Genomic DNA, 20964 nt, shown 5'->3' with positions numbered 1-20964 from the left:
CATGATTATGACTGAACAATGTAATAAACCCATTCCAGAGTGCCAGTTAGAAGAAGCGCAAAAACGCATCGCGCATTACTGGCAAACAACCCAAAACTACATCACTGCGCTTGAAGAAAAGCACAACTTTGAAGCCGACCAGCTGCTGACTCTGCTGCCAGGCGGCGATACCAGTATGGAGCGCTTTAATAACTATCAAATTAATGCCTTGATCTTCAATACCCGCTTGCAGTTTTCTCCATCGGTCATTGTTATGTGTAAACATACCGATGATGTTATGAACGCCTACAAAGAAGCAATTGAGCATAATTTACCCATTCGAGTGCGCTCGGGTGGTCACGATCACGAAGGCGAATGCACGGGGACGGATGTTGTCTTGCTCGATTTAAGCGGGCTAAAAGACTTTTCAATTGAAAAAGGTAAGGATGGCTACATCGCTCATATCGGTTCTGGCTATCGTTTTTATCAGCTTGTACCAAAGCTTGCCAAACCAGAGGACAAAAGCATCCCACCTTTGACCATCCCGCACGGTACCTGTGCAACGGTTGGTTTAGCCGGTTACATTCAGGGCGGTGGCTGGGGTCCATGGACGAGAGCACATGGCATGTGTTGCGAATCACTTGTAGGAGCCACGGTCATTTTGCAAAATGGTTCAAAAGTGAATGTGTCGGAAACTGAGCACAATGACATACTCTGGGCGCTGCGTGGTGGTGGTGCATTAAGCTATGGCATAGTCACTGAATTTCGGGTGAAAGCGTTTGAACTACCCGAAGAGATCCATCGTTTTGAAATTCACTGGAATAATCCGACAGGTGACTCCACAGATCTGAAAACATGGGACTTGTTGACGCAATGGGAAAATGCCATTAATGACCCAAGCACGGAACAATTGGTTGGTACAAACCTTAAAATTAACGCCATTGCGGACAAGTCGGTGGCCTGTGAAAAGGACTTAGAGCACCCAAGCACCATGTATGGTTACTGGCGGGGCACAGAAAGTGAACTGCTCAGCTTTGGTAAAAAATACTTTCCAACATCAAGAATATTGGTAACAGGTAAAGACACTAAAGACAGCTACAGCGCGGCCCTGATGTCTGACTGGTCACGAAATACGTTGGCCAACCTGGCAACGGCCGGGGTTAAACAAGGCTTAGTTGCCAATGCCAACGGCACGCCGTTTACCCCTGATTTTGATGCGCCAGCGCCTCATAAAATCACGTCAAAAGTGGTACAAGAAAGCGGTCTCACTGAGCAAGGAAAGAGACAGCTATTGCGCTCGTTAACCTCGTCTTTGCTGTTTGATGAAAATGCACCATTGGGTTTATTTAGCTATGTGACACTAGGCGCAATTGCAGGCCCATTCTACGCCGATGAATCTAGTGTTGGTGCCTTACGTCGAGTTGCATTCCCGTATTCTAAAGCACAGTACACCATTCAATATCAAACTTGGTGGAATACCGAGCTGAAGTACGACGGGCAAGGCGACAGCAAAATGTTGGGCCAAGAGAACCCGGTATATCGTTTTGTGAACAGAGCGCTTGATTGGATAGAAGTCAGCCGCGATACCTCCATTGAAGGTGCCTACGGCGCGTTTATCAGCTTCAAAGATGCCTCAATTCCAACCAAAACTTACTTTCAGGAAAGCTATGAGGAATTGATCAGAATAAAAGAAAAGTACTCTGGCTTTGAAGTACCGCTACCTTGCAGCGGTGGAAAGGGGGTTTACATTAACTTCAATCGTTTGAGAACGCGTAAGACGATTATCTAAAAACCCCTCTTGTTTGAACTGTCAGAGTAGCTGGCTGAATAGCCGCAAGTCTGACAGTTCTTTTGGTTATGGACCCGCAAAACCATCATCACGAACATATCGTTTACTCACCAGCCAGCAGTCACCGAGTCACCCTGACACAGATCAGAACTTGACTGGTCACTCAGCGCCATTAAAGCACTGCGAGTATTGTTACACCAATAGCTCGGATTACTTATCTGAGCGCTGATATTTACTGGCCTTGATCGAATACAACATAGGCACCTGCTGACCCTGGTGCAGCTTTTGATATCCTAGCTCAGGCACACACTCCAGCCCTTCAAAGCAATCGTATGGGCTATACGGGTGTTCAGCAAAGAGCTCAATGTTCAGACCGGCCGTTATCAATGCATTGATCACTTCACTGACGGAATGGGTCCAGGTCACTGTGGTACTCTTGCTGCCATCGCAGTTTTCTGTATAAGTGCCCTCTTGCTCAATATCAGGCGCACCATGAGGAAAATAAGCATAGCCTGCCAGCAAGTCATTGAATGGATGGAATTCAATCAAGTGGAACACACCACCAGGTTTGAGCGCACCCGCCACCGTGTTTGCCCATGCTGTTAAGTCGGGCAACCAGCACAATACGCCGTATGAGGTAAACACAATATCAAACTGCTGTGTGTTACTTTGACCAAATTCGATTACATCGCTTTCAATGAACTCCGCTTTAAGACCAAGCGCGTCTTTGAGGCTATTTGCCTGCGCGATAGCACTTTCAGACAAGTCTACCCCAGTCACATCGGCGCCCAAACGAGCCCAAGACAAGGTATCCTGGCCAAAATGACATTGCAGATGCAGTAAAGATTTGCCCTGCACATCACCCACCTGTGCCAGCTCAATCGGGTTTAATGAACACTGCCCGGCTTTAAACCCGGCAACATCATAAAATTCAGATGCAACGTGCACTTTGGTTCTTTTATTCCAGGCTGATTTATTAATGCTTAAATAATCCATAATATCAATTAATTATAAGTTCCTTGATGACTATTCAGTAACATAGCGCAGACGTATGAGCGGTGCAAACCTTTGTGAAAAGTCACGACCGGAGATAAGAAGCTAGGCTGGATTAAATAGGAGCATTCGGTGTCACTCCAGTTGTACATGAGTGACACCGACTTTTAAAGCTAGCGAATTACATGCAGTCCGTTTGCACTGAAGTATATTTGATCTTTATCATAATAAAGCACTTTCCCTTCGTGGTTACTACTTGCAATATTGCGCGACCAGATAGGTAACCCGGTTAACCTATCCAAAGCTGTCAACTGAGTCCCCTCGTCAGACCCAACCAAGCGAATAACTGACTCTCGGCAGGATAGCTCAATACATATAGGTTCGAAAACATCCCGCTTATCATTGATCCCAACTTTCAGGTAACCCTGGTACTTATGGTAGGTGATATTGTCTCCATTGCTGTCGGCCGAGAAAGAGTAATCTAGAACGTCATCAAAACCAGTGTAGTGTTTGAGCTGGATATAATGAACGATTTCTAGCTCTGGGTCGGCATCCGTATTCATCCATACCGCCGCGTAAGTATAATCGCTGTGCTGACTGAACACTTTGTCCTTCCAGGAGTGAACCAGTTCCATACCGTTGCGGGTAACACGATATACGCCTGAGTCCAGAATATCGAATTTGCTCAGTTCTGAATCATCTAAGTTTGTCTGCCGGTGCGGGTTTTTCTCTTTAACAAAAATCAATCCATTACTATTAAAGTCAGGATGTGGCACTAAATGCGTTATACCCGAATACTCATAATACCTGTGAATTTGCTTTGCGTTAGTATCAATGAGTAGAAAATTATGCTCGCCAGGCTCTGCAATTATATCTATCCCCTGATAGCTACCTGTAACTCGTCTAATACTTTTGTCAGTGTTGAAATTGCACGCATCAAGAGTACATTCTCCTGCATGCATAGCCTTGTCATTGGCATCGTATAACGTGTAGGTATTATCGTATGAGTCAAACCTGTAATACGAGCCATCATCACGATATACAACCTGTACTCCCGCCATTTTTTCCCGGCTTTGAGGCGTAATTTTTCCTTGCGTGTCTATCTCAGTATGATACCGAGCTTGACTATATTTATCTCGCTCAGTAATCACGCGTGTGGCTCCATTACCAGTAGGCAATACACTCACAACCGGTGCAATCATTATCGCTTTGCTGCGATATTTAGGCGTCACCAAGCCTTGCTCTACATCGGCTGCCACGTAAACAATATCGTGCTTAGTATAGTGATAACCAGGTTCATAGTGCTCGCCCAGTTTGCTATACAGTTCGTCCAAAGTAGACAGAGTATGTTTATAGATCCACTCCTGTTTACCATCATTATCCAGGTCGGCTCGCCCTACTAATGTTGAATATTCTGGGTTTAACTGAATGTCCAGTCCGCTAGAAAACTCCAAAGGTGAGGTAACAAACTGCATTTCCTGCGGGTTATAACTGAGCGTTCGCATAGCAGAATCAGACTTAAAAATGAGTGCGCTATAATTCACCGCAAACGGCTCATGTTCATAACCAAGCAGCTCTGAATATCCGTCAGAAATATGCTCCAACACCAGGGTTTCACCGTCGTAAACATGCCAGCCAAGTGATGCATTGTCGGCAGTGCCTACATAGGAAATAACCCCCTCACATCGACCGTCACCATCTAAGTCAACCATATTGGCGATAGCATCACCATAATATGATTCACTACTGATTAAGGCACCATGCACTGCCTTTAATTGTTTATCAACATAGCTGACTAAATTTAGCTGGACGCTGTTTGAGTTTGAAACGGTTTGTAGCAACTCTATAGTCCCATCACCATCTAAGTCACATTCCTGCCACTTGCTGTAACTTGTATGACCCGTCATACCGTGTACTAATTCAGCCACAGTTCTTTCATAGCTTGAGTTATACAGTTCAACACCACTTACAGAATACGTATTAACTATCTCTAACTCACCGTCGTTATCCAGGTCAGTAATATAAGGAGCAATACGATGGAGCGAATTTTCTGGGTTGAACACATGTGCTTCGTCACTTGAAATCTTAAAGCTTGCCAGACGGCTGTATTCGTATTCATGTGCGTATAAATAAACGAGCTCTTCCGCTTTATCACTATACGTCACATTCAGTACCTTCCCCTTGGTAGGAGTTTGGAATAAGTTACTTTCGACAACCAGAGTTTCATCTTGCAGTGTCAAAGAGGTAATACCGGCACCGAACGCTTCTTCACTGCTTAACAGCATAGAGCGATTTGCATTACCGGAGTTTGTCCAGCCGAGCGCTTTGGCTGGTGTATCACCGCTTAAGTGATAAAATGACTCAAGCTGTTTAGGTGTGTGCGTCAAGGCGATTTTACCAGAAACTAATTCGGACCCCTGTGACTCTGTGTTTGTCACTTTCACGCTGTAATGAACTGTATCCGCAAACTGAAAAGCCGCGGACTGCTGTCCATCCCAACTGACAACCCCGGCTTCGTCCACAGTCATGCCAGCCGGGCCAGAAACCAGCGCAAACTGATAATTACCATTCTCAGCAACGCCTATTTTAGCGCGATAAGGTGTTTTCTCAGTTAAGTCCGACTCAACTTCAATACTCACCTCTGCCCCTAGATACGTGCTTCCACCGATGACATATATGGTCTCAGAGAACTGTGCTTTGTTATTATGGGTATCCGTCGCAATCAACGTAACCAGATACTCTCCGCTTTGCTCGAACGTATATTCTTTTTCCCATTGGCTGCTAGTCACAGGTTCAGATTCGCCTGGTGCAGTGATCTGCCAGCTGACTTTTGACAGGTTATAATCTGGCGCGTCAATAAAGTAAGGAAGCAACGTGACCTGCTCTCCCAGCTTCACCACATTCTTGGCGTCAAAGCGCACCAGTGTTGGGCCATTGTCAGCCAGCAAAGTGGGTAAGTTAAAATCAGAGTTTGCAACGCTTATCCACCTGGCGTCCTCTTTACCACCGGAATAAAAATAGTTTCGCTGACGATTGTTGAGCTCAAAGAAATACTCTCCCTGTGGCTGTGTAAGTGCAATCAAAATCTCATCTGTCTTATTGTTGATGCGGATCTCACCACCCTGCCCATCGACAATGCTTAATCCAGGTGCAATGCTTAATTTGCCAAACTGCGGCAGATAAACACTAGAATAGCTCTCCCTTCCCTCGGTGTAATCAACCCACGCGAGTTGTTCGCCATTCTGACTAAACACCATACTAGCGCTCTCTGAGCGATCGTACTGATTTTCGATGGCGTATCCCTGAACCTGATAGGTTTGGCCCGCACTTTGCTCATGAATTGAAAACCCGGATAATAATTCTATTGCAAGCTTTTCGACATGCCCTGATGTAACATCAGGCCCTATCAAATGTAATGTGGCCTTGCCATTTGCAACCAAAGGCCCTATTTGGCAGTTTTCATACACGACCTCATAGCTAGGTACTAAAACGCTTTCATTTTCAAAATTAGGGAGTGTAGCATTACCAGATTCACATAGCTGGTCATCTGGCAACCAGTAATCCCTGCTTTGATACTGTTGGAAACCAGGGTAAGTTGGAGAAAAATAGCGAGAGTCAGTGTTAACAATAAACTTAGTGACATCTCGCCAATAAAGAACATCGTGCGTAATTTGCATGAAGTTGTCAGGACTAATTTGTGCAGGCTCTTCATTACCACCATACAAAGCTTGAAGCTTTTTTTGTGGTACATCACCATTGGGGTTATTCGACAGCGCTTGTAAACCGAGCTCTGATTTTGGTGCCGAATCGCCACCGCCACCACCACATGCACTCAATATACAGGTAGCTGTCGCTATACCTATCCAGTTCTTATACATTGTATATTCCTTTTTTATAATCCATGAACATTGTACTTATAATTGATACACTTTTAAACTAAGTAACACTTACAACACAACCAAATAATCAACCTTGAAGACCAAAAAACAGACTGAATAGCTTCTAACTTGTGCATCTATTAGTGCTGATAACTATGAAACTGAATTGAGCGATTCATGAATAAGGAGGAAAATGGAAAGTAGACATCTTGTACCAATCAAACAAAGCGCTTATTTTTTATACTGCTCATACGCTGGAGCTGAGGCTCTTAGCATAGAAATGCCAGAGCAACTCTCATTACGCTCACCTTTCAAGGATGATTCCGATACAAAAAAGCGAGCTTGTTATCCCAGCATATTGAGGGTTATCAAGACTTCTAGACACATGGCTGAATATGTAACCTTGCTATCAAAGCCTAATTTCAGATCTGAGAGACAAACCACAACAGACCTTATGGCGTTAACTTATAGAGAACGTTTATTGTTTTTGATATTTCAATATGTTTAGGCACAAAAAAAGAGCTATCAATGGTTGGCATACCAAACGCTATGGCTCTGTCATTGTCCAGGCCAAAGGTTGCAAAAAAGGATTTGTACGACCCTGTATCATTAATGGCAAAAACGGAGCCTAATTTAATATCTAAGCCAAGTGCCATTTTCTTTGCCTTCAATTTTGCGTTTTTGCCCGCAAGGCCAATTAGCTCAATTTCAATTTCCTCTCGATTTGATACATCAAATTCGCTTTTCAGACCTCTTACATTGTCCATTTTGCTGACCTCATCAGCAATTTCTGAATAGCGTTCTAATTTATCCAACCGGATTTCAAAAATCTGAGTAAACTCGTATCCCAAAATATCTAATCGATTGTAGCCATTTTTTTCACGAGCCTGCTTCGTATCCTTTGCGAACTGATGCGCAGTAATATTGTCAGTACTCACCTGATATTTTTTCAATATTGATAGAAGCTTGGCAGCCGTATTATTCAGTTTTTCAAAAGCCTTATCAGCGCTTTCTGAATAAGTAACAACCTCTATTCCTACTACCGCGGTGTCAGGTGTAACTTTCCGAGAGCTTTCTCCAGTCACAGTTACAAATGGAAAATCCGGAATGGGAGAAGAAATAGCATTCCAACTCATCAGCAAGCATCCAATTAGCACTAAAGCTCTCACGTTAATCTCCTTAAAATTTAATACTTAAAAAACAGTATGCCTGTTATTTTCAAATCGACACTGACACAAAATAAGCAGTTCGACTTTTTAAAGATTGTCCACCAATCACAAACAGACAACATACCATAACCGGACAAAATTTAGGACGTACTTCCTGCCCCTTTTGCACAATTGAGCCACATTGTGCACATGTCTAAAAGTGAGCATAAATCATTAAATTTAAAGGACTTCACAATACCCGAGGACAAATTTCAAACAGCAATTCGGCGTTAACTCAGGTGAAATGTGCAAATAATGTGAAAGTTGCGGTGTGGCCTTTGTGGTTATTGCAATTTTAAGCTACCTTCCACAGACAGGCTTAAAATAGCAAACCTTTCGAAAGGAAGGGACGCAAAGCTTCCGGTCTAAGGTGCATACTAAGATAGCGGGGTTGCTGAATGCCAACGAGTAAAAATGAAGCGTAGTGTGCATACTGTTGTTTTGTATGCGCATTGCGTAGCATATTGGCATTCACGCCTATGGCATCTGTTGTCATACCGCCCTCTTTTAGTCTTTCCTCGTCCCAGAGCTTGCCCTTGCTAGTTTAACCTGTTCATTCTGGTCGACCGCCTATTCAGCGAAGAACAGCAGGGAAACAACATGTCAGATGACAATGCTCTGGGGAATACTCATGAGACAACATAGATACAACAAGCAGCGCCGGATTTTTAAAGTCGGGCTCTGTTTAATGGCTTTAGGACACGCTATGCCAGGCCTGGCAGCGCAGTGCGAGTTCAAGGTAAAAAATGAGTGGCAAAGCGGTTATACCGCAGAAGTCACGGTATATAACGATTCCGACGTTGCCTTAGATGGCTGGACGGTCGGTCTTGAGTTTAATCGGGGTGAGTCAATCAACAATGCCTGGCGCGCCCAACTGGGCGGCAGCAACCCCTATCAGTTCGAGAACCTCAGCTGGAACCGAAAGATTAACCCAAACTCGTCAAAGTCTTTTGGTTTTAACGTGCAAAAAGCGGCCGGGCAAACCGCCGTTGCACCTGCCTTCTCTGGCATTTGCGAAAGCAACGGGCAGGATGACAATAACGAAGTCAGTGTTGCCATTACCGCATCTGACACCTATGCCACGGCACCTGCCACCATCCAGTTCAGCAGCGAGCTTGCCAATTCGGCCTCAGACACAGTGAGCTATCTGTGGGATTTTGGTAACGGCCACAACTCAGAGGAAATGAACCCACAGCATACCTTTGAGCAGCCGGGTGATTACCAGGTATCGTTAACCATCAACGACGGCACCAATGACTACCAGGCAGCACCAATTTCGCTATCGATTGAACAAGCTCAGCCAGAATCAGCACAATGTATCTTTGAAGTGGAACAGGAATGGATCTCAGGATTTCGCGGCAAGGTCACTATCACCAACACCGAAAGCGTGGCCATTTCAGGCTGGAAAGTGCTGATGGAATTTGCCGACAACACTAAACTGACCGGCGTCTGGCATGGCAATCACAGTGGCAATAACCCCTATGAGATTGTGAATGAGAACTACAACGGCACCATTAACCCGGGTCAGAGCTTAAACTTTGGCTTTAATGCCCAAAAGGCGCAGGAAAATGACACCCCTACTACGCCTTCGCTAGGCGGGTTATGCTCGACAGATGGCAATATTAACCATGCGCCAACGGCCGTTGCGTCTGCCTCTGTAACCTCGGGCCAGCGTCCTTTAACAGTCAACTTTGATGGCAGCGGCTCTTCCGATCCAGACGACGATACCCTGACCTACAGCTGGGATTTTGGCAATGGTAATACATCCAGCGAGCCAAACCCTGCTTATGTTTTCGATCAAACCGGCACGTTTACGGTTAAATTAACGGTCAATGACGGGGTCAATACCACGGTCAGCCAGCCCATCAGCATTCAGGTCGCAGAACCAGATGTAGCGCCCATCACCGGGCCGTTTGAGTTAAACCCACAAAGCTCCAGCCTGTATTTTGTCTCCACCAAAAAACAGCACGTGGTTGAAGCACACACCTTCGAAAACCTCAGTGGCAATATTTCTGAGCAAGGGGCAGCAAGGCTCACCCTGGATCTGGCCAGTGTTAATACGGGCAATGACACCCGGGACGGCAGAATGAAGGAGCACCTGTTTGATACCAGCTTGTTCCCGCACGCCGAAGTGCTGCTCGCGGTTGATTATGCAGCTCTGACAGCCTTACCCATTGGCAGCACTGACAAGCAGACAGTGACCGCCACGCTCAACCTCAAAGGCGTGATAGCCGAAGTGACAGCAGACGTGGCAGTTCGCCGCCTGACGCACACTAAGGTGATGGTGCAAAGCCTTGCCCCCGTAGTGCTGGACGCAACAGACTTTGGTTTAGAGCCAGGTATAGAAACACTGAGAACATTGGCGAATTTATCTGTGATCAGTTACGCGGTTCCCGTGAGCTTTAACTTAGTTTTTGAAGCTCAACAATAGGAGGGAAAGAAAATGATATTCAATAATTTACCACGATTCTCTACCTTTACTCGTAGCAAATCTGCAGCACCGGCCATGGCAAAGTTTGCCGCCTGTATTAGTTTAATCGCAAGCGCGCCGTTTGCTCAGGCAGCACAGTGTTCATTCAACATTCCGGATAACTGGAACAATGGCTTTAAAACCGAGATAGTCATAGAAAATGACTCAGAGCAGAGCATTAACGACTGGTCCCTCGAACTCACCTGGAATCAGGGCATCTCCCTGCAAAATAGCTGGAACGGCAATTTCGACTGTAACGACACGGGTTGTACCATCACCTCACAAGGCAATACAGTCCATGCAAATCAGTCATTTGGGCTGGGCTTTGTTGCCAATAAAAACGGCCTGAGCGAAGACGTTGCCATTACCCTCAGTGGTGATGTGTGTAGCAACTCTGGCCCGACTACGCCCCGGATGCGGTCACAGAAACGGGCTTATGGGCGCTGGACATAGCTGAGTCTTCACTCAGCTATGTGTCGGTCAAAAAAGACCATGTGGCAGAGCTGAACCAGTTTGCGTCTCAGAATAACGCTGCTCCTGCGCTATCGGGCAGTATTGATGCCGACGGGCGCGTCACGCTGGCGGTTGATTTAAATAGTGTGTCTACCGGTGTGGATATCAGAAACAGCCGGGTTATGGATTTGCTGTTTGAAACAGAATTACTGCCAACGGCGTACTTCAGCACCCAGATTGACCCTGCACTATTGAGCACGCTGGAAGTGGGCAACCCGACGGTTCAATCCGTTACCGGCGAGATGAGCCTGCATGGCGTTAACCATGAACTCAGCCTGGATGTGTTGGTCGTGAAGCTGGCAACGGGCCATGTTAATGTCAGTACGCTTACCCCTTTGATAGTCGACAGTAAAACCTTTGATATGGACTATGGTATTGAGGCACTGCGAGTGGTCGCTAACCTGAGTGGCATTGGCGAGACCGTACCGGTTTACTTTAACCTGACCTTTTTATCAGCCGAGCAAGATGGTTTTGAGCCGGTTGATATGGCGGCCAAACCCGCTGCGCCTTCCGAGCTCAGCGCCAGTGTGCTTTCTACCGAAGCGCAGGCGCAATTAAGCTGGTACGACAACAGCAATAACGAAACCAACTATCTGGTGCGTTTAAAGTCGCTTGATGGCCGCTGGCACACCGCCGCTACGCTTGCCTCTAACGCCAGTTATTATGAATCGGGTTTACCGGAGTCCGGCGAGTTTGATTACAAGGTGATTGCGCTGAACAACTCAGTGCCCTCCCAGCCCAGTAATATTGCCCGTATCACAGTCACGCAAACCGACCCCATTGCTCGTGGCATGGAGTTGTACAAAACCAACTGTGCCGGGTGTCATGGCTCTGAGGGCGGCGGTCTGGGCTCATTCCCTGCGCTTAATACAGAACGCGATGTACAGGCCATGATTGATGTGATCACCGCGACTATGCCTTATGGTGCGCCGGGTGCCTGTGATGAGCAATGTGCCACGGATATCGCGGCATATCTGCAAACCCTGTGGCCTGCGCCACTCACCTGTGATGTGGGTGTCGCGCCTGTGGCATACGGTGCAAGACAGCTGAAAATCCTGACCCAAACCGAATATCAAAACACAGTAGAAGACTTACTGGGAGTTGATTTTGAAGTGTCAGACGGCCTGTCGCCAGATTCTCAGGTGGGCTTTTTCATTAATAATACCCATGCCGCTGTGCAGCCTTCTAACTACAGCAACTACCTGCTGGTTGCCGAAGAAATCGCACAATGGGTGGCCGACAACGGCTACTCGCCCGCTTTAAGTTGTGCAGCCATTAACGAAGACTGTGCCAACCGTTTGATTGATGAGTTAGCGCCGCAGATATTCCGCCGTCCTCTAACGCAGGATGAAGCGGACAGTTATCGACTGATCGCAACCGGATTTTTCAACAATAACGACGTTGCAGCGGGCATGCAGTTAGCGCTGGAAGGCTTGCTGTCTTCGCCGCAATTTATTTATCGTCATGAATTGGGCGAAGCAAACCCGGATAACTCAGAGCTGGATTACGACGCCTTTGAGCTAACCTCGTGGGAAATGGCTACCTTCTTGTCTTATACCTTTACCGGATCAACGCCAGATCAGCTTCTGTGGCAAGCCGCTGAGCGTGATGAGCTGCGTGATGAAGCCCATATCATTGCCCATGCGAACCGCCTGGCAGAGCAAGCCAAACCGGTGCTGGGTGACTTTGTAGGTAGCTGGTTGGGCACAGGCAGTTTAGAGGTCGCCAGTAAAGATCCGGACCACTATCCGGGCTTTGCCAATCTGGTACCCGCCATGAAAGCGGAGATCAATGAGACCTTCTCCTACATCATGACTCAGCCGGACGAAAAATTTGGCTCGCTGTATACCGCCAACTTCACGTTCGTCAATCAGTTACTGGCCAACCACTACAACATTCCTGGCATATCGGGTGATGACATGCAAAAAGTTGAGACCACACAGCGTGGGGGTATCTTAGCCAATGGTGCGTTTATGTCGCGTTGGGCAGAAGTCGACGAGTCGCACCCTATCTTACGCTCGGTCAGAGTACGCCGCCGTATGCTGTGCCAGGATCAGCCCGATCCGCCAGCCGGTACCTTTGAAGCCAGAGAGCAAAGGCTTGCCGAGCTGTCTGACTTGTTGCAAGACCCGACGACCACTAACCGACTCAAGTACCACAGCTTGACCGAAGGCCAGCCCTGTTCAAGTTGCCATGAAAAGTACATCAACCCGATGGGCTTTGGCATGGAAGACTTTGATGCCGTGGGCAACATCCGCAATCAAGACAACAACGGGAATGTGATCAATGCTTCGGGCACCCTCTATGCCCCTGAGAAATACGCTCAGGTCAGTGACTTTGTGCCATTCAACGGCACTAAACAGTTAGGTGCGGTGATAGCCGACCTGTCTTCTGCTCAAAGCTGCTTACCACAGCAAATGTTCCGCTACGTAATGGGTGTGGGTCATGACTCAATCGACCCGACGAGTGAAGAAGACAAGCGCCTGTCTCAGACAGAGCAGGTCGGTTATATGTGTGAAATCGACACACTGACCAACACCATGATGCAGGAAAGCCCGAGAGCCATGCTGGAGAAATTTGGCTCGCTCAAGTCGGTGCGTTATCGCAAAGCCTGGTCCAGAAGCGAGTAATGCGGGTCACAACATTAAGAGGTTAGTAACATGAAAAAAGAGCATTTAAATAACATGGCGATATCGCGCCGCAGCTTATTAAAAATGTTTATGGCGTCGGGTATTTCGACCGCCCTGATCCGCACATCACCGCTGGTATCAGGATTGCTTTACGCACGACATGCCGATGCGATGGACGCCGGGCTGCCCAATAAAACCGTGTCTATTTATATTCCGGGCGGCTCTATTGCGTCGCTTTGGAACCCCACAGGCAGCGGTGAAACCATGCAGCTGGGCGTGATGTCGGCAGGCTATGAGCCGGTAAAAACCGAATGTAACTTTATGGTCAATATGGCCCACTCCAATGCGGGTCATGGCCGTATGCCGGTGCTGCTCGCCCAGAACTGGGGCGGTGACAGTTACGACGTCACTATGGGTAACGCACTGGGCCCGAACCTGCCATTTCGTTATCTGAACTTAGGCGTTCACAGTAATGGCCAGGGTCACTTAACCAAAGACAACCGTAATCATTTGCCGTTCCAGGAAAACCCCTTCACCGTGTATAAAATGGTGTTTGGCGGCGCCCAGGGCAGCAACAGTAAAACGCCTATCATGAATGCGCATATGTCGGCAGCCAACGCGATTAAAAACAGGCTCGCAGGCTACGAAATACAGCGCATGAATGATCATCTCGATGCCATTGCAGACACCCAGCGACGTTTAGATGAGCTCTCTGGCGGCTCCTCCTGTGGCATTGCCCCCGATGACACTGAGTTCCCGTTGACCTTTGATACCTTCAGTCAGCAGGCAAGGCTGCAAGCAGACATTGCCGTGGCAGCTTTACAATGTAACCTGACCAGCTCGGTATCACTGGCCTTTGGTAACCACCAGTCCGAGTTCCGCATTCCTGAGCTGAACTTCCAGGGGCACTATCACAACGCCATTCACGGTGGCAGTAACGGCCAGCCAAACTATCCGTACTACACCGAAATGCGCAGCCACCTGGGCAGCCTGAGCGCCTATTTGATCCAAAAACTCAAAGCAGCCGGCATCTTAGACAGCACAGTGGTACTAGAAACCACCGACATGGGCCACGCAGACAAACACTCTGCCAACCCCTGCGCCTATCTGATCGCAGGTGGCGGCGCCCGCATCAACCGCGGCGTCGTCAGCGACATCGGCTCTGGCTACAACCAGCACGATGTACTGCACACCGCAGCCAAGGCTTGTGGCGTAGACCTTGGGTTTGGTAAGGAAATTCCGGGGGTGATTGTTTAGGTGGTTGTTTTGATAACGGTTATTTATATTTAGTGAGTGGTTTTGGTTTATAGATAATCAGGACAGTAAAGCCCCTTTTTAGGGGCTTTTTTTGTGGGTATTGATAGCGAAGTGTGACAAACCGCCATCGCTATACTCACACTACATTCTCGTCGCTCCGGACAGCCGACTATAAGGCATGTCGTGGTAAACAGACACTAGTTCCTTAAATAAAGATGACAAGGCACCAGCATCAAGGTCAGCTTGTTTGCTAGACACTATGATCTTGAGATATCGGGGCTCCTCATTTTCACTCTGTGGCTCGAGGATATCTTCATAAAGTAATACTAGCTTTGCATTGTCTTTGTATTTCATAAATTCAAATCGAGACTTAGATGTTTTTGACCCTAGTTCACTATTTTTGAACACCCCTCGGGAATAGTAAGAACCATCAACAGTTAGCGATTTATCCAACAGACTATCTATCGAAGATAGTTGCAGTCCTTGTAAATCAGATAAATCAAGACTGCTTCCTCGACTTGCTTGTTCATATTCATAGCTCATTTCATAGCCAGCTACATCAATTGCATCATCCTCATAGCTGATCTCAACCCGTAACTCTGTTTTTTGAGAGCCAAATCTTAGCAACCCTTTCTCATTTTTCTTGAAGTCACCTGCCAGATAATAGACATATTGCCCCATTGGGGTAACTTCCCAAAAAAGGCCATCATAAACTGCAACCTCTTTGGCATGTGGTTTAAAGTCACTGTAAACCGGAATTTTACCCAGCGAGTCTATGTAACTGACAGGTTTAATATCGTGGTAACTCAGGCTTGCCAGATGCTCAGTCGGTTTAACACCAACTTTTACAAAAGTCGCTTTTGAACTATGCCCTGTGGAGTTGCACGCGGAGAGAAATAAGATGAACGAAAAAATAGTTATTAGACGCAAAGTATATGTCCTGTAGATTTCCTGCCGATACACACTAAAGTGAACACATCCCTAGAGTCAGGAATTAGAACAACCATGCGTCGACAAGATTTTACTTATTAGCACAGGAATTTATCATTATATCAATATAGGAACAAGCCTCCTTTAATCACGTTCAGAGCCTGTGATATATGACTTCTTGGAGTATCCCGCACCTAAAGACGACCTGAATAAGAACAGGTACAATTTGGGTTAATGCCCAGCTGCTCGCAAATGCCGAAACCTAACAATTGACGCCATAGCCCCTTGTTAGTCGCCCGACGATGAGCCTGTTTGTGTCATTAATACGGGGAGGCTAGAGGCCAGTATAGCTTTCTTAGAGACTTTGATTTACCTATGCCCTCAAATGGCAAACGTTCAACATCGTTGTTAAAGCCCAACAAACACAGGCTACTACTCATCAATCAACTATCGTGCTGTTGTTTTGCGAACACAAATGCTTTTTGCTAGGACATCCACCCCAAGATGGCGTGGCCCAAGGAACTACTGCGCAGTAGTTGAACAGTTCCCAGGTCGCATGCGCCCGGGATGACTACGAGGTTTGTGAGTTCGACCGCACCGGTTTGCCACTGCAAGATATGGTGCATAATAAGTGACACTCACCATACATTTACGACACTTAGCCCGGATACCCGCTCCACATTTTGGTCACTCTCCTAAAGCTGAAACTAACCCGGTACTCGCCTTTCATCACAAACTAACAAAAATTATCAATAATAAGTCAGAAATTTGTAAGCTTGCTCTGTGGCATGCAGTTACAAGCTGACATAAAGGCACAGCCAGTGCCCGCTCGTAGCAATGCTAAACAAGGCACTTTGTGCCGTTAGCGAAAATATTAAACACTAAAGGAAGGTTTATGAAAGCGTTATTACCAGCTCTACTTATTTTGTTCCCTGTATTGGCAAATGCAGCAGATATCAACTGTAAAGGCAAAGTCACCTGGGTGATGGATTATCCTCAACAATGTAGTGGCAACACTGCATTCAAGACAAGCGGCTCTAATGGTCAGTGGATTTGTCCACCGTCGGACAAAAGTAACGCCATTGTTTTAACAGCCCTCGCGGCAGATAAAAGCGTGGAAGTTTACATTGATGATAAAAATGGCTCCATTAGCTGCTCGTCACTTCCTCACTATGTCAGCGCAAGGTACATAATCATTAACCCCTAAATTCTGACAAGTGACAGCGGGGTTTGTGAGCTCAATTGCAACGGAAGCCACTGTATCGCATGTTGGTAGATCCCGGCTCGCAAGCGTCCGGGATGACGGTGGTGGATGTCGTTTTGAAGGTGCTTATCTGTTTGTCCAACCTGCCTGCGCAAAACCCGAAAAAGATACGATAACTAAAGACCGATTGGGTGTATCAATTTTAGGGTGTGCAGGCTCGGAGCTCTTTAGGGGCGCTGGATATAATCAGTCGAAACCAGATATATGTCTGAGCAACACATTTACAGCGGACTGGACCAAGCATCAGAAATGGAAAAGGGGTAATAGAACGAGATAGCTTACATTAGCTATCCCACAAACCTACTCGGCTTAACTCCGCTGGCGCGTCCATATGCGTTTTTTTAATTCTTTTTTTCATATAGTGCTCTAATTCTTCTGTCCACTCCAAAATTATTAATACTGAATATAAACACCCACCCCCATAAAACCAACATTTCAAATGATTCATTAACCATGATTGAAAGTGGAGATAAGCAAATTACTGTATTGACAACTTCAACTCTTTTAAAGCCCTCTACGTTTTTCCTCCACTCTTTAAATAGGGGCAAATAATAGCAGCCCAATAGAAATCCAAAGTAAAAAACGATGCCTATCATCTCTCCAATCATGAGCATCAAAAAAGAGAAACTAGATAGAACCATGTATACAAGCCAAACTAAGTATAAGTGCATAAACTACCTAAAATTTATATGGTACAGAAAAGAGCTATATTTAATTGAATCATTCGTTTTAATTACCGCGGGCAAGAAAGCGGTGTCCACGCCAGCCTGGCCCAACTCAGGATAGCTTACGCTGTATATTACAAAGAGTACGCCTGATTTGACTATCAAGCCGGTACTCGTTCAAACACTGTTTCGCTTTGATTTTGGTGCTACCCAATAAGGATTTACTCTGTCTTTGCACGCAGCTATGCCCCAAAACCTAATTGCTTTACTTTACTCAGAACCTGCTGATAGCGAATGTCAGCGCAGCTGCCAAATCCGGCGCGTTGTCTGAATTTGGAAGACGTTGCCAGTGGTGAGGTCATGCCAGTCAGGAATCGGGTCAGTATTGCCAGGCTTGGTGTAACACCAATTTGCATCAAGTGCTGTTTTAGCCCATTTAAGTCGTTTCGTAACTTATCGTCCGATGGAAACTCTGCCTGCTTAGACTGGGTTAATTGTGCAATTTGGCCTCGGCACGCTGAGCAGTGTCCGCATTGCTCTGGTGCGTTTTCATCGTCAAAATAGCGTGCTAAGTTGTAACTTAAACATGTGTTTAACTCAAAAAAGCGCAGCATGGCGGCGATGCGTTTAACCTCGGCTTGCTCCTTATCTAAAAAGTAATCGGCAAGTTCTTTGGCCAGATTCGGCTCAGCCAGCTTAGTATCAATAACCTGATATACCTGCATCATGCGTTTTGACTCAAGCTCGATATGCCCTTGCTCATGTAGGTAGTCCAGCGCCGCTACAATGCGATTTCTGTCGTGACCTAGTTGCACTAAGGCCTGAATATCAACGGTGCCCCACACTTTCTTAAAGTGCGTATTGGCAATTATCTGCTGGATAAATTGCTGACGGTTCGCATCGAACATGCTGATGACGTCCTGCTCTGTGCGTAACCACTTGAATCTAAAGTCGGCGTAAAACGCGTATTTGGCCTCAATCACGCCTTTGAGTTCGAACTGCACCAGCAAGGTTTTTAATGCCAGTAATCGGATATTGCTGACTTTAGAGGCGCTGAGCTCCTGCATTTCCCATAAGCCCTGCTGTTGCTGCGATTGAATTTCATCAATCAAAGCCTGAATGCTGGCTTGCTCCGGGGTGTCGGCGTAAACAAAGTTCTCAAGCGTCGCAACGCCATCTAAGTTAGCCAGAGTTATACATTCAGAGAATTGCCCGTCGCGCCCTGCACGGCCTATCTCCTGGCTGTAATTCTCTATCGATTTTGGCAGGTCGTAGTGCACCACAAACCGAATATCGGATTTGTCTATGCCCATACCAAAAGCAATCGTGGCAACGATCACTTGCTTGTGATTGTTCATGAAATCGTTTTGGATACTCTGACGAAGGCTGTCATCCAGCCCGGCATGATAAGCAGCGGCGTTTACGCCCGCCGCCTGCAATTGCTTAGCCACCTGCTCGGCCTGTTGTTGCAGCGTGACATACACAATACCTGCGCCAGCTTGTTGCTTTAAATAACCAATCAGTGCCTGCACTTTTTGCGCTTCCGGTAGGCATACACGCTTAAATCCAGGTTGGCACGATAAAAGCCCGTCTGAACAATATGCTCGGGTTTTATATCAAACCGGTTCGCCATGTCGCGCTTTACTTTTTTGGTCGCCGTGGCAGTAAGCAGCAACACTAATGGGATGTTTAACTCATTACGATAGTCGGGTAGCTTAAGATAATCGGGCCTGAAATTATGGCCCCACTCAGAGATACAGTGCGCTTCATCAACCACCAGCATAGAAATAGGCACTTGCTTAATGAATTCTCTGAAACGCTCGTTCTTAAAACGCTCAACCGAGATCATCAGCACTTTAATGCTGCCATTTCTGACATTTTGCATCACAGACTGGCTTTGCTCGCGGGTTAACGTTGAATCTAAACTGGCCGCATTGATGTTTTTGCTGTGTAAAAACTCAAGCTGATCTTTCATAAGTGCCAGCAGTGGCGAGATAACTAAGGTTAAATGGGGCAGCTGTAAAGCCGTCAGCTGATAACACAAGGACTTACCAGAGCCGGTTGGGAATATTGCAAGACTAGAGTGGCCGTTGACCAGCTGGGTGACTGTTTGTTCCTGGCCAGGCCTGAATGCTGAAAAGCCAAAACGTTGCGATAAGGTTTGGTGGAGCGCCGATTCGTTCATGATGCAAAATTCCGTGTTAACAACTGCCGTGTAAGATAACACATTACCAACCCCCAACAATACTTAACCAGTTTGACGGGTTGGATAGCAACCGAGTTACCGCGGGGTTGGTAGGGTTCGTGACTAAAAGGAACCACAGGATTGCAGGCTAGTAGATCCCGGCTCGCACGCGCCCGGGATGACCAAGGGGGTGGTCGGGTTCGTGACCAGAAGGAACTACAGCATTGCAGGCTAGTAGATCCCGGCTCGCAAGCGTCCGGGATGACCGAGGGGCTGGTTGGGCACGCGTTCAGAAGGAATCACCGTATTGCCGGTTAGTAGATCCCGGCTCGCACGCGTCCGGGATGACCAAGGGGGTGGTCGGGTTCGTGACCAGAAGGAACTACAGCATTGCAGGCTAGTAGATCCCGGCTCGCACGCGTCCGGGATGACCGAGGGATTGGTTGGGTTCATGACCAAAAGGAACCACGGTATTGCCGGTTAGTAGATCCCGGCTCGCAAGTGCCCGGGATGACGATGAGTTTATCTGGATCAGCGACCACAAATCACGTTGCCAAATACCCTCCGTTATATTCTTCGAGCACCTATGAATTCACAGTACCAGAGCGCCAACTCAGGTGCCTAAATCAGGCTCTTCAACCAGCTAGACTATGTGGATTTTGTACTTTTCAATAAATGCCTGTCTGTGTGATTCAGTCGGAGGATTGTCAGCGGTGAATTTGGATATATCCCGAATAAATCCCTCAGAGGGGCCTGAAGGCGTATTGATAACGAGCACGTGACTGTCGGTGATCGCCTTAAAACGTCTTTTTACGTTGGGACCAGCAATAACAAGGTCGCCAGCATTTGCAACAAACTCGTCGTTTTCTACACCGAACTCTATTTCTCCTGAGATAATGTAAAAGATCTCATCATCAATCTCATGAAAATGCCACGGCGCCTCATTGCCTCTAGGCAGCTTGCTATCAAAAATAGAAACTCGGTTATCTGTATCTGAGCCAGATGCAAGAATGGACGTGATCTCCCCCTGTTCAAGATCATGTCTCTCAGCATTACCTGCTTTGACGTGCTTATATCTCATTGTATACCCTCGATAACTCAAAGCGCTTTAGCGGCACTTTTCGCTATATTCTCTTTGAAAAAGACTTGCCAGATTACATCACTATGTGTGATGTCACCAGCCTATACAAAGTCATCAAAAAT

At 46.8% G+C, this 20964-nt stretch carries 11 protein-coding genes, 1 pseudogene and 1 riboswitch; of the genes and pseudogenes, 6 read left to right on the top strand and 6 right to left on the bottom strand.

Annotated elements, in window-relative coordinates:
- Positions 1-7 precede the first annotated feature (7 nt).
- Positions 8-1768, top strand: a complete 1761-nt coding sequence (locus tag ELR70_RS03045; RefSeq protein WP_054016412.1) for an FAD-dependent oxidoreductase — start codon at positions 8-10, stop codon at positions 1766-1768.
- A 210-nt stretch (positions 1769-1978) separates the two neighbouring features.
- Here the strand turns inward: ELR70_RS03045 and ELR70_RS03040 are convergent, their stop codons facing one another.
- The 3 genes from ELR70_RS03040 to ELR70_RS03030 all read right to left on the bottom strand — a co-directional run bounded on the left by ELR70_RS03040 (position 1979) and on the right by ELR70_RS03030 (position 7808).
- Positions 1979-2764: a class I SAM-dependent methyltransferase gene (locus ELR70_RS03040; RefSeq protein ID WP_054016266.1), complete on the bottom strand. Its 786-nt coding sequence runs from the start codon at positions 2762-2764 to the stop codon at positions 1979-1981.
- A 170-nt stretch (positions 2765-2934) separates the two neighbouring features.
- A complete protein-coding gene (locus ELR70_RS03035; protein ID WP_054016267.1) occupies positions 2935-6639 on the bottom strand; it encodes a hypothetical protein in 3705 nt (1234 codons plus the stop codon).
- Between the two features lie 452 nt (positions 6640-7091).
- Positions 7092-7808, bottom strand: a complete 717-nt coding sequence (locus ELR70_RS03030) for an SIMPL domain-containing protein (protein ID WP_054016268.1) — start codon at positions 7806-7808, stop codon at positions 7092-7094.
- Between the two features lie 355 nt (positions 7809-8163).
- A riboswitch (cyclic di-GMP riboswitch) is annotated at positions 8164-8246 on the top strand.
- Between the two features lie 232 nt (positions 8247-8478).
- On the opposite strand from ELR70_RS03030, the gene ELR70_RS03025 reads away from it, so the two are divergent.
- From ELR70_RS03025 to ELR70_RS03015, 4 genes are read left to right on the top strand one after another with little or no spacing between them, the layout of a single operon-like run.
- Positions 8479-10278, top strand: a complete 1800-nt coding sequence (locus tag ELR70_RS03025) for a cellulose binding domain-containing protein (protein ID WP_054016269.1) — start codon at positions 8479-8481, stop codon at positions 10276-10278.
- 12 nt (positions 10279-10290) lie between these two features.
- Positions 10291-10770 (top strand): cellulose binding domain-containing protein, encoded by a 480-nt coding sequence (locus ELR70_RS25205; RefSeq protein WP_241566262.1) that lies wholly within the window; start codon positions 10291-10293, stop codon positions 10768-10770.
- A 41-nt stretch (positions 10771-10811) separates the two neighbouring features.
- On the top strand, positions 10812-13460 hold the full coding sequence (locus tag ELR70_RS03020; protein WP_241566261.1) for a DUF1592 domain-containing protein: 2649 nt from the start codon (positions 10812-10814) through the stop codon (positions 13458-13460).
- A 30-nt stretch (positions 13461-13490) separates the two neighbouring features.
- Positions 13491-14717 (top strand): DUF1552 domain-containing protein, encoded by a 1227-nt coding sequence (locus ELR70_RS03015; RefSeq protein ID WP_054016271.1) that lies wholly within the window; start codon positions 13491-13493, stop codon positions 14715-14717.
- Between the two features lie 141 nt (positions 14718-14858).
- Here ELR70_RS03015 and ELR70_RS03010 read toward each other — a convergent pair whose 3' ends face one another.
- Positions 14859-15647: a hypothetical protein gene (locus tag ELR70_RS03010; protein ID WP_054016272.1), complete on the bottom strand. Its 789-nt coding sequence runs from the start codon at positions 15645-15647 to the stop codon at positions 14859-14861.
- Positions 15648-16542: 895 nt separating this feature from the next.
- On the opposite strand from ELR70_RS03010, the gene ELR70_RS03005 reads away from it, so the two are divergent.
- Positions 16543-16854 (top strand): hypothetical protein, encoded by a 312-nt coding sequence (locus tag ELR70_RS03005; protein ID WP_054016273.1) that lies wholly within the window; start codon positions 16543-16545, stop codon positions 16852-16854.
- A 964-nt stretch (positions 16855-17818) separates the two neighbouring features.
- On the opposite strand, the pseudogene ELR70_RS03000 reads toward ELR70_RS03005, so the two are convergent.
- Together ELR70_RS03000 and ELR70_RS02995 are read right to left on the bottom strand one after the other, a co-directional pair.
- Positions 17819-19761 (bottom strand): annotated as a pseudogene (locus tag ELR70_RS03000) (RecQ family ATP-dependent DNA helicase).
- A gap of 643 nt (positions 19762-20404) precedes the next feature.
- Positions 20405-20842: a cupin domain-containing protein gene (locus ELR70_RS02995; protein ID WP_054016276.1), complete on the bottom strand. Its 438-nt coding sequence runs from the start codon at positions 20840-20842 to the stop codon at positions 20405-20407.
- Positions 20843-20964 lie beyond the last annotated feature (122 nt).

This window comes from Pseudoalteromonas sp. R3 (assembly GCF_004014715.1).
GTDB lineage: Bacteria > Pseudomonadota > Gammaproteobacteria > Enterobacterales > Alteromonadaceae > Pseudoalteromonas.
The sequence above is the reverse complement of the archived record's forward strand: the minus strand, read 5'-3'. Positions and strand labels throughout refer to the sequence as shown.